This is a genomic window from Arthrobacter sp. SO3 (assembly GCF_020532825.1).
In the GTDB taxonomy this organism is placed as follows: Bacteria; Actinomycetota; Actinomycetes; order Actinomycetales; family Micrococcaceae; genus Arthrobacter.
On sequence record NZ_MQTS01000148.1, the window covers coordinates 50480 to 65066 of the forward strand.

General features: G+C 68.4%; 15 protein-coding genes and 1 pseudogene. 12 read left to right on the forward strand and 4 right to left on the reverse strand.

Annotation, left to right across the window (positions count from 1 at the left end):
- Positions 1 to 56: 56 nt before the first annotated feature.
- Entirely contained in the window at positions 57 to 929 is an 873-nt protein-coding gene (locus tag BJQ90_RS14055; protein ID WP_226760867.1) for an HAD family hydrolase, read from the forward strand.
- A gap of 9 nt (positions 930 to 938) precedes the next feature.
- On the opposite strand, the gene BJQ90_RS14060 is transcribed toward BJQ90_RS14055, so the two are convergent.
- From BJQ90_RS14060 to BJQ90_RS14075, 4 genes are all read right to left on the reverse strand, one after another.
- The gene (locus BJQ90_RS14060; protein WP_226760868.1) at positions 939 to 1538 is read right to left on the reverse strand and encodes a MarR family transcriptional regulator; all 600 of its coding nucleotides are present in this window, start codon (positions 1536 to 1538) and stop codon (positions 939 to 941) included.
- Between the two features lie 205 nt (positions 1539 to 1743).
- The gene (locus BJQ90_RS14065; protein ID WP_226760886.1) at positions 1744 to 2505 is read right to left on the reverse strand and encodes a DUF429 domain-containing protein; all 762 of its coding nucleotides are present in this window, start codon (positions 2503 to 2505) and stop codon (positions 1744 to 1746) included.
- A gap of 51 nt (positions 2506 to 2556) precedes the next feature.
- Positions 2557 to 3891: a carboxylesterase family protein gene (locus tag BJQ90_RS14070; protein WP_226760869.1), complete on the reverse strand. Its 1335-nt coding sequence runs from the start codon at positions 3889 to 3891 to the stop codon at positions 2557 to 2559.
- A 143-nt stretch (positions 3892 to 4034) separates the two neighbouring features.
- Positions 4035 to 4523: an inorganic diphosphatase gene (locus BJQ90_RS14075; RefSeq protein ID WP_226760870.1), complete on the reverse strand. Its 489-nt coding sequence runs from the start codon at positions 4521 to 4523 to the stop codon at positions 4035 to 4037.
- A 142-nt stretch (positions 4524 to 4665) separates the two neighbouring features.
- Here BJQ90_RS14075 and dacB point away from each other — a divergent pair, with 142 nt between their 5' ends.
- The 11 genes and pseudogenes from dacB to BJQ90_RS14130 form a co-directional block, all read left to right on the forward strand.
- On the forward strand, positions 4666 to 6174 hold the full coding sequence (gene dacB, locus BJQ90_RS14080) for a D-alanyl-D-alanine carboxypeptidase/D-alanyl-D-alanine-endopeptidase (RefSeq protein WP_226760871.1): 1509 nt from the start codon (positions 4666 to 4668) through the stop codon (positions 6172 to 6174).
- A 79-nt stretch (positions 6175 to 6253) separates the two neighbouring features.
- The gene (locus BJQ90_RS14085) at positions 6254 to 7372 is read left to right on the forward strand and encodes a zinc-dependent metalloprotease (protein WP_226760872.1); all 1119 of its coding nucleotides are present in this window, start codon (positions 6254 to 6256) and stop codon (positions 7370 to 7372) included.
- Between the two features lie 80 nt (positions 7373 to 7452).
- Positions 7453 to 8490 (forward strand): tRNA lysidine(34) synthetase TilS, encoded by a 1038-nt coding sequence (gene tilS / locus BJQ90_RS14090; RefSeq protein ID WP_226760887.1) that lies wholly within the window; start codon positions 7453 to 7455, stop codon positions 8488 to 8490.
- Between the two features lie 29 nt (positions 8491 to 8519).
- Complete coding sequence (gene hpt / locus BJQ90_RS14095) at positions 8520 to 9071, forward strand: hypoxanthine phosphoribosyltransferase (RefSeq protein WP_226760873.1); 552 nt, start codon at positions 8520 to 8522, stop codon at positions 9069 to 9071.
- A 212-nt stretch (positions 9072 to 9283) separates the two neighbouring features.
- A complete protein-coding gene (gene ftsH / locus BJQ90_RS14100; protein ID WP_226760874.1) occupies positions 9284 to 11350 on the forward strand; it encodes an ATP-dependent zinc metalloprotease FtsH in 2067 nt (688 codons plus the stop codon).
- 9 nt (positions 11351 to 11359) lie between these two features.
- Positions 11360 to 12004 carry a GTP cyclohydrolase I FolE gene (gene folE, locus BJQ90_RS14105; protein WP_413463685.1) on the forward strand — a complete coding sequence of 215 codons (645 nt, stop codon included), beginning with the start codon at positions 11360 to 11362 and terminating at the stop codon, positions 12002 to 12004.
- An 11-nt stretch (positions 12005 to 12015) separates the two neighbouring features.
- Positions 12016 to 12951: a dihydropteroate synthase gene (gene folP / locus BJQ90_RS14110; protein WP_226760875.1), complete on the forward strand. Its 936-nt coding sequence runs from the start codon at positions 12016 to 12018 to the stop codon at positions 12949 to 12951.
- Between the two features lie 14 nt (positions 12952 to 12965).
- Positions 12966 to 13334 (forward strand): dihydroneopterin aldolase, encoded by a 369-nt coding sequence (folB, locus tag BJQ90_RS14115; protein ID WP_226760876.1) that lies wholly within the window; start codon positions 12966 to 12968, stop codon positions 13332 to 13334.
- On the forward strand, positions 13331 to 13858 hold the full coding sequence (gene folK / locus BJQ90_RS14120; protein WP_226760877.1) for a 2-amino-4-hydroxy-6-hydroxymethyldihydropteridine diphosphokinase: 528 nt from the start codon (positions 13331 to 13333) through the stop codon (positions 13856 to 13858). The genes folB and folK overlap by 4 nt, the downstream gene beginning before the upstream one ends.
- Positions 13858 to 14379 (forward strand): DUF3180 domain-containing protein, encoded by a 522-nt coding sequence (locus BJQ90_RS14125; RefSeq protein ID WP_226760889.1) that lies wholly within the window; start codon positions 13858 to 13860, stop codon positions 14377 to 14379. Before folK ends, BJQ90_RS14125 begins: the two co-directional genes overlap by 1 nt.
- Positions 14360 to 14587, forward strand: a pseudogene (locus BJQ90_RS14130) (hypothetical protein); the annotation flags it as partial. The gene BJQ90_RS14125 and the pseudogene BJQ90_RS14130, both read left to right, overlap by 20 nt.

Below are 14587 nucleotides of genomic sequence, written 5' to 3' on the forward strand. Positions count from 1 at the left end.
CGCGTGCTGTGGCCTGCGTCCTAGCGGCGGCCCGGGGTGTCTGCTCTACTTGTGAGATGACAACATTGACTGAAACCTCAGTCGCTGGCAACGATGACCGGCGAGACAACAACCAGAACTACCCCAGCACCACGGCCCACAAGCTGATGGTCGCGCTCGACGTCGACGGCACCCTCGTGGATCACGACGGACACATGTCCGTTCCCGTCCGTGAAGCCGCCCGCGACGTCGTGGCTGCGGGCCACCACGTCACCATCGCAACCGGCCGCTCGCTGAACGCGACGCTGCCGATCATCGAGCACATCGGGATCGAAAACGGCTACGCCGTGTGCTCCAACGGCGGCGTCACCCTGCGGCTGGACTCCAGCCTGTCCGACGGCTACGAGATCGTGCACAAGGCCACCTTCGACCCGGGCCCCGCCCTCCGCGCCCTGCGCAAGCGGCTGCCCTCTGCCAAGTACGCCCTGGAGGACGAGGACGGCAACTTCCTCTCCACCGAGCGCTTCCAGGACGCGAGCTTTGGCGTGGAGGCAATCGGCGTCGACTTCCAGACCATGCTGGACGCCACCGCCGTGCGCGTGGTGGTCTTCAGCGCCGAGAACACCCCCGAGGAGTTCAACGCGGCGATCCGGCACATCGGCCTGGCCGGGGTGACCTACTCGGTGGGCTGGACGGCGTGGCTGGACATTGCCGCGGCCGGCGTCACCAAGGCCAGCGCCCTGGAGCACCTCCGCGGCCGGCTGGAGATCGAGGCGCACCTTACGGTCGCCGTCGGCGACGGGCGCAATGACATCGAGATGCTCGGCTGGGCGGCCCGCGGCGTGGCCATGGGCCAGGCGCCCGAGGAAGTCATCGCCGCCGCGAACGAGGTCACCCACTCCGTTTTCGACGACGGCGCCGCCCACGTGCTTCGCAGCCTGCTGCTCTAGGAACCCGGGTCAGCGCACGTCGAGGATCAGGCCCAGCAGCCTGGCCGCGGCGGGCCGCGCCGCGTGTTCCTCGTTCCACTGCGCCCGCGCCACGGCCTTGCTGACCGCCTGGGTGGTGATGCCGAGTTCCTCGGCCACCGCCTTCTGCTGCCCGCGGACCCCGGGGGTCAGCAGGTCAAGTACCCGCCATTCCGCGGGGCTCCGGTCGTGCACGATGTGGCCCAGCAGCCGCAGCACCGCCTCGGACTCCGCGGCGAGGTCGGCCTGCGGGCCCTCCACGGCCACCGGGATCCGGTCCTTGCCGTTGCGGAGCCGGTCGACGGCCCGGCGGGCATAAATCAGCCCGTGGCCGGTGGCGTCCTTGATCTGGTTCGGCAGGGGTTCATTGACCGGCCCGACGCCGATGCCGACGTACCAGCTGCCGGTCCGCAGCGCGATCATTGCCGCATCGACGGCCTGCCGGGGACTGTCGACAATGCCCTGGACCTCGTCCTCCACTGAGCGGTCGAAATCGAGGCGCGCCGGGATGTGCCGCAGGTCCTTGAGGAGCTGCGGCACGCAGTCGCCGTCGCGCCTGCTGTCTGTTTGGTTGATGGTCAGCGTGAACATTCTGGATCCACACTACCCGGTGGTCAGAGGCTGGCAAATGCGCCAGCCCAGCCCCATCAGCTGTCCGACGACGGCGGGCGGGAGGGCTAATTGCGGCGGCCGGGGCAACCTACGGCGGGCGCGTTTTCCATGCCGGCCTGGATGCTTCGCCAGTCTTGCACGATGCGGGCACGTAACCGTGCCGGGAGGAAATGGCAGGGGTTCCCTACCGCTGGAAGCCGTTAAGCCCGTCCAGGCCGCCGGAGGGCAGATGGATCCAGCCTTCGGTCCGGGCGGCTTTGGCGTGGCCGTCATCGGGGCGGACGGTCTTCCCGAGGGCGACGGCCCGTGCCGTGAGGGAAGCGATGAGCGCGTCGAACATGTCATCGGAGCCGGCGAGCTGGTCATCGAATCCGGCCAGGTCCAGCCAGGGTGCAGCCTTCCTGAGCGCGTCAAGGACCAGGGCCAGCCGCTCCGTTTCCGCGCCGCCGCGGCCCTTGTAGCCGCGGGCCAGCAGGCCCCAGGATTTCAGCGAGGCCGCCGGGTAGACCTCGGCCAGCCTTCCGCTGCCGTCCCTTGCCTGCGGGCCGTGGTCCCGCGAGATCTTTGCCTGGATCACGGCGCACCGCATCGCCGGGTGGGCCAGCCGGTCGGCGGAGACGCTGAGCGGGATCAGCCCGGTCGTGGCGGTGACGAAGCGGTCGGTGTCCCGGTAGGCCAGGAGCCGGCGGCCTTCGATTCCGTCGAAGTCCAGCACGGGGTGCGCGTCAAAGGCCAGATGCCCGGCAAGGAACGGCAGGAAAGCGTCCGGCCAGCCGACGGGGCAGTCGATCCCGGTCATGTCGCTGGAGCCGAAGAGCCGCGCAATCTCCTCGTCGGCGACGTCGAGGACAAGGTGCGCCAGGCGGGCGGTGCCGTTGCCCCACTCGATGACGGCGGCCGCGGTCTTCTTGGCGGCGGCGGCGAGGTCGACGCCGAGGGTCCTCACCGGGGTCCGCCGGGGACGGTGGTCAGGGGCCGCAGGCACGCCATCAGCCGGTCACTCAGGGCCGACCGAATGGTACCGAAGGGCACCAGGAATCCCTCCCCGGCTGTCCAGGCCTTCCCCGGAGGCGAAGCGCGCCCAGACGGCGCGGAGGGACCGGCCCTGCGCATCGATTTCCTCCCAGCTTGCGCCCGCGAGCAGCCCCGCTCCCGCCCAGGTCTTTTCGTCCCCGAACAGCAGCGGCAGGTCCACGGTGTGCGCGGCGCCGTAAGAGTTTCCCGGCGCGGCCCAGGACAGCACGTAGCTGTAGGCTGTGCCGCCCGCTTGGGCATGCCGCCGGGCGAACCTCCTCGCGGACCGGCCATACACCGCCTCCGTCACGCCCCAGTTGATGGCCCTGACGGCGGCGCCCCCGAGTCCCGGCACCCTGCCAAGGCGGCTGACGGCGCGGTTGCGCGGCAGGAACATCCGCGCCTCCTCGGAGGTGTGCCCGATGAGAACCTCGATCTCCGGGGCCGTGGCGTTCCAGGCGTCCTCTATGCCGGATTCCGGCGGCAGGGGGGAGTGCCCGTACTGGGTGCCGAACGGCATGGCGGCGATCAGCCCGAACTTCCGGGCCACCTGCGACACCTGCTCCTCAGCGGCCACGACGTCCATGGCCGGGGTGTCTTCGGTGACAGTTTCCGCAGCGATGCCCATGGCTCTGCTCATTTTTTCCCGGCCCCGTGTGATGCCCAGGGGTGCGCTTTGAATGATGGCGCGCTGGAAGAGGGCGGGCGCTTCGGGCGTCGCCATCAGGTGGGCGACGGCGTCGCCTCCGGCGGACTGACCGAAGGCGGTGACGTTTCCGGGATCCCCGCCGAAGGCGCCGATATTGCGCTGAACCCAGCGGAACGCCTCGAGCTGGTCCAGCAGTCCGAGGTTCGCGGGCCGGCCGGTGCCGGTGGCCAGGTAGCCGAACAGGCCCAGGCGATAGGTCACGGACACGACAATGACCCGGTTTTCGGCGACGAGGGCTTTGGGATCGAAGATCGCGAGGTCGCCGGAGCCGGACGTGTAGGACCCGCCGTGCAGCCACACCATCACCGGGACCCGCTCGCCGTCGTCGAGGCCGGCGGGCATGGTGATGGAGAGCCGCTGGCAGTCCTCGCTGCCGGGAAGTTCCCCGTAACTAGTGCCCAGGATGTCGTCCAGGAACGGCACCGGACCCTGCGGGCACGCCGGGGACAGGGACGTTGCCGCGAGGACGCCGGTCCGGTCGGGGGCACTCACCGGAGGCTGGAAACGGCCCGCGCTGGCATAGGGGATCCCCGTGGCGCGTACAACGTCGCCGTCCCGCCATCCGGTGATAGGACCGCAGGGAGGACTGAAGGCAGGCACAACGTTCATGGGTTAACGATTTCACACATTCCTGACCCGCCACGGACAACTCCCGCCCGTTAAACAGCAACGCGGGGTCACTTACGGCCCATGTCCGGTGTCCGGATGGGCGCTAAGTGACCCCGCGTTGGAGCTGGAGGTGGGTGGGGAGGTTAGTGCGTATGCGGAACGTAACGCTTGATGGATGCCTCGAGCTCGGCCTCGGCGGCGGCGCGGTCCCCCCAGCCTTCGGCCTTGACCCACTTGCCCGGCTCGAGGTCCTTGTAACGGGTGAAGAAGTGCTCGATTTCCTTGATCAGGAATTCGCTGACGTCGCTGATCTCGTTGATGTGATCGAAGCGGGCGTCGACCGGCACGCAGAGCACCTTGGCGTCGCCGCCGCCGTCGTCGGTCATGTTGAACACGCCGATGGGGCGGGATTCAACGATCACGCCGGGGTGCAGGTCGAAGTCCTGCAGCAGCACCAGGGCGTCCAGCGGGTCGCCGTCCTCACCCAGGGTGTTTTCGAAGTAGCCGTAGTGCGTCGGGTACTGCATGGAGGTGAACAGGACGCGGTCCAGGCGGACGCGGCCCGTTTCGTGGTCGACTTCATACTTGACTCGTGATCCTCTGGGGATCTCGATGGTCACGTCATGCTTCATGGACTGCTCCTCGACGGTTTTCAGGGCTGCGCGGCACACACAAAGGGCTGCCGGTGCCGCCGACTACTATTGAGGATATAGCGAGAGGCCCTGGTTTCAGGAACTAGTGGGGACATTTCAGGACTAAAGGACCAGCAGCAGCATGAAACGCAGAACGAGCCGCCCGGGCGCGGACCCGGTGCCCGGGCCGTTGCGGCGGAGCCTTCCGCTGCTCCTGCAGGCCCTGCTGGTAGTGGCGCTCGCCCTCCCCGCCGGCTTTGCGGTCGCGCCGGCCTTCCTGGGCCCCGGCCCGTCCGACACTCCCGCACCGGCCACCCCGCCCTGGCAGCAGGTCCCCGGCACGCTGGCCCCCCGCGACGGCCCGGCGGCCGGCAGCACCCCGGCCGGCATCGAACCGCTCACCGGCTCGGCCCCGGTCCCGGCGCCCGGGTCGCTGGCGGCCCAGCTCAACGAAACCCTGAAGGTCGACGGCGCCGGAAGCTTCACGGGCGTGGTGCAGGACGCCCTCACCGGGGAGGTCCTCTTCGACCGTTCCGGCGACACGGTCCGCGTTCCCGCGTCCAACATGAAGCTCCTCACGGCCGCGGCGGCCCTGCGCACCCTCGGGCCGGAGCGCCGCTTCAGCACCAAGGCGGTGGCAGGGGCCGCCCCCGGCTCGGTCGTCCTCACCGGCGGCGGAGACGTGCTCCTCGGCGCCGGCGAATCGGCCCCCGGGGCGGTGCTGGGCCACGCCGGGCTCGCCAGCCTCGCGCAGTCGACCATCCACGCACTGCAGGACGACGGCGCTGCCGTCCCCTTGACTGTGCTGCTGGACGACTCCCTTTTCACCGGCCCGGCGCTGAACCCGGCCTGGAATCCGGAGGATGTGGCCGCCGGCGAGACGGCGCCGCTGTTCCCGCTGGCACTGAACTCGGCCCGCTTCGACCCGGGCACGACCACCGGTCCCCGCCCCCAGGACGCCGCGATGAGCGCGGCCGAGGCGTTCTCGGCCGCGCTTTCGACGGCGGCCGCCGCGGCCGGCATGACGGTGGCACCCGGCATCGCGCGGGTTCCAGCCGGAACCGGCACGCACGACGGCGGCACCCGGGTCCTCGCCGAGGTCCAGTCCGCCACGGTGGGCCAGCAGGTGGACCTGCTGCTGCGCACCTCGGACAACTACCTCGCCGAAACGATGGGCCGGATGGCGGCGGTTGCGGCCGGGAAGCCCGGCAGCAACGACGGCGCCGTCGCGGCCGTGCTGCAGCAGCTCGACGAACTGAAGATCCCCGCTGCCACCCTGCGGGCCGCCGATGTCTCCGGGCTGGCGCTCGCCAACCAGGTTTCCGCCCGGCAGCTCGCCGAAGTCGTCCGGGCCATCACATCGGGCGCGGATACCCGGCTGCGCGCGGGCCTGGCCGGATTCCCGGTCGCCGGGCTCACCGGAACGCTGGGGGACCGGTACGCCGACGCGGCCACCTCCCGCGGCGCGGGCCTTGTCCGGGCCAAAACCGGTACCCTGAACACCGTGATCGCCCTCAGCGGCTATGTGGTGGACGCCGATGGCCGGCTCCTGGTGTTCTCCTTCATCGGCAACGGGCTGACCCCGGGGGCCGCGAACAAGGCCGCCCTGGACCGCACCGCCTCCGTTCTGGCCGGCTGCGGGTGCCACTGACGGCCGCAGCCCGGTTTCCCCGTTCGCCGCCCGCCGAATTTAAGGCGGATTGTCGGGCCCCTGTGATCTGATGGAGCCTATGGAGTCCTCTGCCGGCGAGACATCAGCCCAAGCCCAAGCCCTTATTAACTGGGAGCTTGCGGCTTCCACCGCAGCCCGCCTGACACCTGCCGGGCCCATCCTGGGATCGGCGGAGATCGGCGCCGCCGTGGAAAACCTGCGGCTGATGGCGGACATTTCCGTGCCGCACGTCCACGACATCACCGGTCTGGAGGCCGCCCGCGATCTCCGCGATTCCTCGGTCCTCGTCGTGGACCGCGCGTCCTGGGCCAAGGCCAACACCCAGAGCTTCGCCGTGATGCTCAAACCCGCGATGGAAAAGATGCTTGAGGGCCGCCGCGGCACGCTGAACCCCGGTGCGGCCAGCGTCAGCGGTGCCATCACCGGCAGCCAGCTCGGCGCCATCCTTGCCTTCCTGTCCAGCAAGGTCCTGGGCCAGTACGACCCCTTCTCCGCGCTCGCCGAAAACTCCACCGCCCCTGCCGGCGGACGCCTGCTCCTCGTGGCCCCGAACATCATCTCCGTCGAGCGGGAAATCAACGTCGAACCGGAGGATTTCCGGCTCTGGGTCTGTCTCCACGAACAGACCCACCGGGTGCAGTTCGCCGCCGCGCCCTGGCTGCGGCATCACATGCTGGACGAGATCGACAACCTCAGCGGCCAGTTGCTCGGCAATGTGGACTCCCTGATGGAACGGGCCTCGGCTGCGGCGAAATCGCTCAAGGACCGCACAACGTCGGGGACTGCCCCGAGCCGGGGGGCCGTCCTTGACCTGCTGCAGAACCCTGAGGAAAAGGCCGCGATCTCACAGCTGACCGCACTGATGAGCCTGCTTGAAGGGCACGCCAACGTGGTGATGGACGCCGTCGACGCCAGCATCGTGCCGTCCGTGAAGACGATCCGGCAGCGCTTCAACTCCCGGGGCCAGGACCGCGGTGTGATCGAAAAGTTCATCCGCAGCCTTCTCGGGCTGGACGCCAAGATGCGCCAGTACAGCGACGGCTCAAAGTTCGTCCGCGAAGTCGTGGCCGTGGCCGGCATGGACGGTTTCAATAAGGTCTGGGAGTCCGTGGACCACCTGCCGAGCGAGGCCGAAATCCACGATTCAAAGCTTTGGCTCGAACGGATGGGGCACTAGTTTCCGTGACTGCCCGTCCCGTATCCAGCGGACGACGCCGGCCCGGCCGGCTGGCGCCCGTCGTCGGCACAGCGCGGAAAATGCTGCAGGACGCCCTGGCGGCTGCAGGCTACCCGGAACGGGTGCTGGTCGCCTGCAGCGGCGGACCTGACTCGCTGGCCCTCGCTGCCGTCGCCGCCTACTTCGCCCGCCGCGGGCACGTGGACGGACACCCCGTCTCCGTGGGTGCCGTCGTCGTGGACCACCAGCTGCAGCCCGGCTCCGCCGGGGTAGCCGCGGCCACAGCGGCGACCCTGCAGGAACTGGGGCTCTCGCCCGTGCAGATCAGGACCGTGGACGTTGCCTCGACCGGCATGGGGCCGGAAGCGGCTGCCCGGGATGCCCGCCACGCCGCCCTCGAGGCCGCGGCGGACGACACCGGCGCCGGGGCAATCCTGCTCGGCCACACCCTGGATGACCAGGCCGAACAGGTGCTGCTGGGACTCGCGCGCGGCTCCGGAACCCGGTCCCTGGCGGGGATGCGGCCCGCCCGCGGCCGCCTGCTGCGGCCCTTCCTGGGGCTGCGGCGCGCGGACACCCTCGCGATCTGCGAGGTCGAGGGCCTCGAACCCTGGCACGACCCAAGCAACGCGGACCCTGCGTTTGCGAGGTCCCGTACCCGCGTGGAAGTGCTGCCGCTGCTGGAAACGAAACTTGGGCCCGGGGTAGCCGAATCGCTCGCGCGGACGGCCGCAATCCTGCAGCTTGACGCCGACTACCTCGAGGACGTGGCGAATGACACCTTCCTCCGGCTGAGGGAGCTCTCCGGTGCCGCGATCAGCCTCCCCGAGGAAGCGCTGCGCGAACTGGCACCGGCCGTGCGGTTCCGGGTCATCGCGAAGGCCGCGGCCGCCGTCGGGGGCCAGCAGCCCAGCTACCAGCGCCTGCTGGCCGCCGAGGCGCTGCTTCGCCGGCACGGTTCGGCGGGTCCCGTGGAGCTTCCAGGCGGGGTCAGCGTCTACCGGCTCTCGCTTGCGCAGCTCCTCGCCGAAGGGCAGTCCGGCCCCGGCAGTGTTCCCCGTGATGCGGCCCGCTGTGGGAAGCTTGTATTCCGGCCTCAAAAACCGCCCAAAATATAGTCGACCCCGCATCTACACAGGAGTTATTGGTGGATTCAAACGACGTCCAGTCAGATCTCAAGCACGTTCTGTACTCCAAGGAGCAGATCCAGTCTCGGATCACCGAACTCGCTGCCCAGATCGACAAGGACTACGAAGGCCGTGATCTGCTGATCGTCGGCGTGCTCAAGGGCGCTGTGATGGTCATGGCCGACCTCGCCCGCGCCCTGCACAGCCACGTCTCGATGGACTGGATGGCGGTCTCGTCCTACGGTTCCGGCACCCAGTCCTCCGGCGTGGTCCGCATCCTCAAGGACCTCGACACGGACCTCATGGGCAAGGATGTGCTGATCGTCGAGGACATCATCGACTCCGGCCTGACCCTGTCCTGGCTCAAGACCAACCTGGAATCACGCGGCACGGCCTCAGTGGAGATCTGCACCGCGTTCCGCAAGCCCACGGCCGCCAAGGTCAAGATCGACGTCAAGTACGTCGGCTATGACATTCCCAACGAGTTCGTCGTTGGCTATGGCCTGGACTACGCCGAGAAGTACCGCAACCTGGACTTCGTCGGCACCCTGGCACCGCACGTCTACGAATAGCGGACAGCCGCAGGGTCCGGCAGGACCGAGCCGGCCCAGGTACGGGGCGCGGCCCGCCCTGCCCTGCCCCGCTACGCCCTCAGGGAACTTTTGGTCTGCACCGTGCGTGAGTTACTGCGACGGTGTATAGCTAGAAGCTGATGCAGCACCACACGCGCGCAGATCGGTCGCCGTGCAGCACTACCAGGAGGGACGGGGCCTGCCCCGAACAGATGAAAGCTAAGAGTTTCTTCAAAGGCCCGGGCATCTGGATTGTCGTTGTTATCGGCATGCTCCTGCTGGCCTTTGCCACCCTGTCGCCGGGCGGGTCCACCCGGATCGACACCGACAAGGGTCTCGCGCTGCTGACCGATGGCGGCAAGGTTGAACAGGCAAAGATCTTCGACGCGGAGAACCGCGTGGATCTGGTCCTGAAAGACAACCTGCAGGTTGACGGCCAGGACAAGGGCAAGAACATCCAGTTCTACTACGTCAATGCCCGCGCCGCTGATGTGGTGAAGGCCGTCACGGACGCCAAGCCCCCGAGCGGCTACACCGACCAGCCGATCGAGAACAACTGGCTCTCCGGGCTGTTCTCCCTCCTGATCCCGGTCCTGCTCCTCGGTGTCCTCTTCTGGTTCCTGCTTTCCCGCATGCAGGGCGGGGGCTCCAAGGTCATGCAGTTCGGCAAGTCCAAGGCCAAGCTGGTTAATAAGGACATGCCCCAGGTCACGTTCGGCGACGTCGCCGGAGCGGACGAGGCCGTCGAGGAACTCGAGGAAATCAAGGAATTCCTCCAGGAACCGGCGAAGTTCCAGGCCGTTGGTGCCAAGATCCCCAAGGGCGTGCTGCTCTACGGCCCTCCCGGCACCGGCAAGACCCTGCTGGCCCGCGCCGTCGCCGGCGAAGCCGGCGTCCCATTCTTCTCCATCTCCGGTTCCGACTTCGTGGAGATGTTCGTCGGCGTGGGCGCCTCCCGTGTCCGCGACCTGTTCGAACAGGCCAAGGCCAACGCCCCTGCCATCATCTTCGTGGACGAGATCGACGCCGTCGGCCGTCACCGCGGTGCCGGCATCGGCGGCGGCAACGACGAACGCGAGCAAACGCTCAACCAGCTGCTGGTTGAAATGGACGGCTTCGACGTCAAGACCAACGTCATCCTGATCGCCGCCACCAACCGCCCCGATGTGCTGGACCCGGCACTGCTGCGCCCGGGCCGCTTCGACCGGCAGATCTCCGTCGAGGCCCCCGACCTGATCGGCCGCGACCAGATCCTCAAGGTCCACGCCAAGGGCAAGCCGATGGCTCCCGGCGTCGACCTGAAGGCCGTGGCCAAAAAGACCCCCGGGTACACCGGTGCGGATCTGGCCAACGTCCTTAACGAGGCCGCGCTGCTGACCGCCCGCTCCAACGCCAACCTGATCGACGACCGCGCCCTCGACGAGGCCATTGACCGTGTGATGGCCGGCCCGCAGAAGCGCAGCCGCGTCATGAAGGAACACGAACGCAAGGTCACCGCCTACCACGAAGGCGGGCACGCGCTCGTCGCCGCGGCGTTGCGGAACTCGGCCCCGGTCACCAAAATCACCATCCTGCCCCGCGGCCGCGCCCTGGGTTACACCATGGTGGTTCCGGAGAACGACAAGTACTCCATCACCCGCAACGAGCTGCTGGACCAGATGGCCTACGCCATGGGCGGCCGCGTCGCGGAAGAACTCGTCTTCCACGATCCGTCCACCGGCGCGTCCAACGACATCGAAAAGGCCACCGGGATTGCCCGGAAGATGGTCACCGAGTTCGGCATGAGCGAACGGGTCGGCGCGGTGCGCCTCGGCCAGGGCGGCGGCGAGCCCTTCCTGGGCCGCGACGCCGGCCACGAGCGCAACTACTCCGACCAGATCGCCTACATCGTCGATGAGGAAGTGCGCCGCCTCATCGAGGGCGCCCACGACGAGGCTTACGCCATCCTGGTGGAGAACCGCGACGTCCTCGACGCACTGGCGCTCGAACTGCTGGAACGCGAAACGTTGAACCAGGCCGAGATCGCCCAGGTCTTCACCAACATCCGGAAACGCGATTTCCGCGAGATCTGGCTCTCGAAGGAGACCCGTCCGATCCAGGAAATCGGCCCGGTGGAATCCCGCCGCGAGAAGGCGGAACGCGAAGCACAGGAAGAGGCCAAGGAAGCCCGCCTCGAGGAACCGCTGGATACGTTCCCGCCGCACGCCCAGGGCGTCTCCGGACAGGAGCCGTTCCAAGGCGGTGTAACGGATCTCGGGCCTGACGGCCATCCCGGCTAGGCTTCTTCTGTGACTTCTTTCTTCAATGACGACGACGACGCTCCCGCCACCGATGCCCCGGCGGCGGGAGGGTCCGTCCCCGGCCCCGCCGTCGTGGACCAGCCCCGGATCCAGGCGGCCGTCCGTGAGATCCTGCTGGCCATCGGTGAGGACCCGGACCGCAGCGGCCTCCTGGACACCCCGAAGCGGGTCGGCAAGGCCTATGCCGAGATCTTCGCCGGACTGCACCACGATCCGGCGGAAATCCTGGCCACCCAGTTCGACCTGGACCATGAGGAACTCGTCCTGGTCAAGGACATCCCCTTCTACTCCACCTGCGAGCATCACCTCGTTCCGTTCCATGGCGTCGCCCATGTGGGCTACATTCCCTCGCATGACGGAAAAGTCACCGGGCTGAGCAAACTGGCGCGGCTGGTGGACATGTTTGCCCGCCGCCCCCAGGTCCAGGAACGCCTGACCACCCAGATCGTCGAAGCCCTCGTCACCCATCTCAAGCCCCGTGGCGCCATCGTCGTCGTCGAATGCGAACATCTCTGCATGTCCATGCGCGGCATCCGCAAGCCCGGCGCCAAGACCGTCACCAGCGCGGTACGCGGGCAACTCCATGACCCGGCCACCCGTGCCGAGGCCATGAGCCTCATCATCGGAAGGTAAGAACACAGACTATGGACTCCCTCGCTGCAGCCCCCGGAACCGGACCGGCGACCTCGCCCCTGCCCGTACTGCGCAAGCCCCGCCCGGCAGCGCAGTTCAAGGACCTCCCCACGGACCGGACCCTTGTGATGGGGATCCTGAACGTCACCCCGGACTCCTTCAGCGACGGCGGTAAACACTCCACCGCTGACACCGCCATCGCCGCGGGCCTGCGGATGTTCTACGGCGGAGCAGACATCATCGACGTCGGCGGCGAATCCACCCGCCCGGGAGCAACCGAAGTGGACCCAGAAGAGGAACAGCGTCGGGTGGTTCCGGTGATCGCAGCGCTGGTCAAGGCCGGCGCCCTGGTCAGCATCGACACCACCCACGCCGCCACCGCCGCGGCGGCGCTGGACGCCGGGGCTGCGATCATCAACGACGTCTCCGGGCTGACCATGGAACCGGAAATGGCCGAACTCGCGGCCCGCAGCAAGGTCCCCTACATCCTCACGCACCGCCGCGGAAACGCCAGCACCATGGATTCGCTGACCGAGTACGGGAACGTCGCGGAGGACGTGGCCGCGGAACTCACCGGGGTCCGCGACAAGCTCTACGCTGCGGGTGTAGCCCCGGAACAGATCATCATTGACCCGGGCCTGGGCTTCTCCAAGACCGACGTGCAGAACTGGGAGCTGCTGACGCACCTGGACGTGCTGCAGGCCATGGGCCACAGGGTCCTCGTTGCCGCCTCCCGCAAACGTTTCCTCGGCAGCCTCCTGACCACGGCGGGGAAGGCCGCCCCGCCGGCCGAACGCGACGCCGCCACCGCCGCCGTGACCGCCATCAGCGCCTACCGGGGCGCCTGGGCGGTCCGCGTGCACGACGTCGGCCCCAGCCTCGACGCCGTCAAGGTCGCCGCCCGCATGGCTCCGCCGCAGGCCCCGGCCGGCCACGGCCACAACTGAACCGACAGGCCACCATGGACCAGATCACGCTGAGCGGCGTCACCGCCGTCGGCCATCACGGAGTGTTCGATTTCGAGCGGCGCAACGGCCAGCCGTTCGTTGTCGATGCCGTGCTGCACCTGGACTTCCGCCGCGCCGCCGCCTCCGACGACGTGCTGGACACCGCGCACTACGGTGAAGTGGCCGAATGCATCCGGAGCTGGATCACGGGGGAGCCGCTGAACCTGATCGAGGCGCTGGCCGTGCGGATCGCCGAGGACGTGCTGCGGAAGTTCCCCATCGACGCTGTGGACATCACCGTGCACAAACCCAAGGCTCCCATCGAAGTCGAGTTCGGTGACGTCTCCGTCAGCGTCCGGCGGACCCGGCAGGAACAGCCATGACCTACACCCGGGCCGTGCTCGCCCTCGGCAGCAACCTGGGGGCGCGCAGCGACACCCTCTCGGCGGCCGTCGCGGACATTGTCGACCCGCCGGAGGTCCGCCTCCTGGCCATCTCGCCGATCGTCCAGACGAAGGCCGTCGGCGGTCCGGCCGGCCAGTCGGACTTCCTCAACATGGTGATCGCCGTGGACACCACCCTGTCACCGCTTGAGCTGCTTAAGCACTGCCACGACGTTGAGCAGAAGCACCTCCGGGTCCGCGACGTGCACTGGGGACCGCGCACCCTCGACGTCGACATCATCACGTACGGGGAGCTGGTCAGCTCCGACCCCGAGCTGACGCTTCCGCACCCCCGGGCCGCTGAGCGGGCGTTTGTGCTCTACCCGTGGTCGCTCATCGACCCCGCGGCCGAGCTGGACGGCAAACGCGTCGGCGAACTCGCCGCCCAGGCCGCCGACTTCGCCGACCTGGTGCCCTTCGACGGCTTCGAAAACCTCCATGGCGTCGCCGGAGCGGTCGAATGATGAAGCTGACCAGCCGCGTGGTGCTGCTGGTGATCGGCGTGTCCGTCGGGATCCTGGGCTGGCTCGCGGCCCTCCTGACCACCCGGTACAGCTTAAACACCCCCGTACTGCCGCTCACCGGGCTCATCACGATGGGCGTGATCGTGGTGCTCACCCTCGTGCTGGGCATCCGGGTGCTCCGCTGGCGGAACGGCAACAAAAAGAAGATGCTCAACCCCATCCTGGCTGCCTGGACCCTCGTCCTCGCCCAGGCCTGCGCCTACACCGGCAGCGTGCTGCTGGGCTGGCACGCCGGGATCTTCGTTGACCAGCTGCGTCTCTGGAACCTGCGCAGCGACCAGACCCTTGCCTGGCAGGCACTGGCCATGGCCGGCGGCGGCCTGGCCATGATCGTGGTTGGCCTGCTGGTGGAGCGGTTCTGCCGGATCCCGCCTGAAGAAGGAGAGGGCGAGCCGGCCCCGGGCCTTCAGGAAAAGCGCAAGCCCAAGTCGGAGGGCGAATATGCCTACCGAGGCGATTGACCCTCCAGGCATCAGCTGGCGGCGTGTCTCGCCAAAATACGTCACGGTGCGGCTTGCCGGCTGGGCGCTGGCCAACCTCGTCGTCGTGTCGCTGCTGTGCCTTCCCCTGATTCTGGTCGTCAACGGCTGGTGGCAGTCCTTCCCGCTGTGGCTGGCCGTCGGCATCCCCGCCGTGACGCTGATCCTGGCCTTGTGGCGGCTCCTGCTC

What these genes read in the sequence shown, in the direction of transcription:
- BJQ90_RS14055 (WP_226760867.1), top strand. Translation starts at nt 57, where the DNA reads ATGACAACATTGACTGAAACCTCAGTCGCTGGCAACGATGACCGGCGA.
- BJQ90_RS14060 (WP_226760868.1), bottom strand. Translation starts at nt 1,538, where the DNA reads ATGTTCACGCTGACCATCAACCAAACAGACAGCAGGCGCGACGGCGAC.
- BJQ90_RS14070 (WP_226760869.1), bottom strand. Translation starts at nt 3,891, where the DNA reads ATGAACGTTGTGCCTGCCTTCAGTCCTCCCTGCGGTCCTATCACCGGA.
- BJQ90_RS14075 (WP_226760870.1), bottom strand. Translation starts at nt 4,523, where the DNA reads ATGAAGCATGACGTGACCATCGAGATCCCCAGAGGATCACGAGTCAAG.
- dacB (WP_226760871.1), top strand. Translation starts at nt 4,666, where the DNA reads ATGAAACGCAGAACGAGCCGCCCGGGCGCGGACCCGGTGCCCGGGCCG.
- BJQ90_RS14085 (WP_226760872.1), top strand. Translation starts at nt 6,254, where the DNA reads ATGGAGTCCTCTGCCGGCGAGACATCAGCCCAAGCCCAAGCCCTTATT.
- tilS (WP_226760887.1), top strand. Translation starts at nt 7,453, where the DNA reads ATGCTGCAGGACGCCCTGGCGGCTGCAGGCTACCCGGAACGGGTGCTG.
- ftsH (WP_226760874.1), top strand. Translation starts at nt 9,284, where the DNA reads ATGAAAGCTAAGAGTTTCTTCAAAGGCCCGGGCATCTGGATTGTCGTT.
- folP (WP_226760875.1), top strand. Translation starts at nt 12,016, where the DNA reads ATGGACTCCCTCGCTGCAGCCCCCGGAACCGGACCGGCGACCTCGCCC.
- folB (WP_226760876.1), top strand. Translation starts at nt 12,966, where the DNA reads ATGGACCAGATCACGCTGAGCGGCGTCACCGCCGTCGGCCATCACGGA.
- folK (WP_226760877.1), top strand. Translation starts at nt 13,331, where the DNA reads ATGACCTACACCCGGGCCGTGCTCGCCCTCGGCAGCAACCTGGGGGCG.
- BJQ90_RS14125 (WP_226760889.1), top strand. Translation starts at nt 13,858, where the DNA reads ATGAAGCTGACCAGCCGCGTGGTGCTGCTGGTGATCGGCGTGTCCGTC.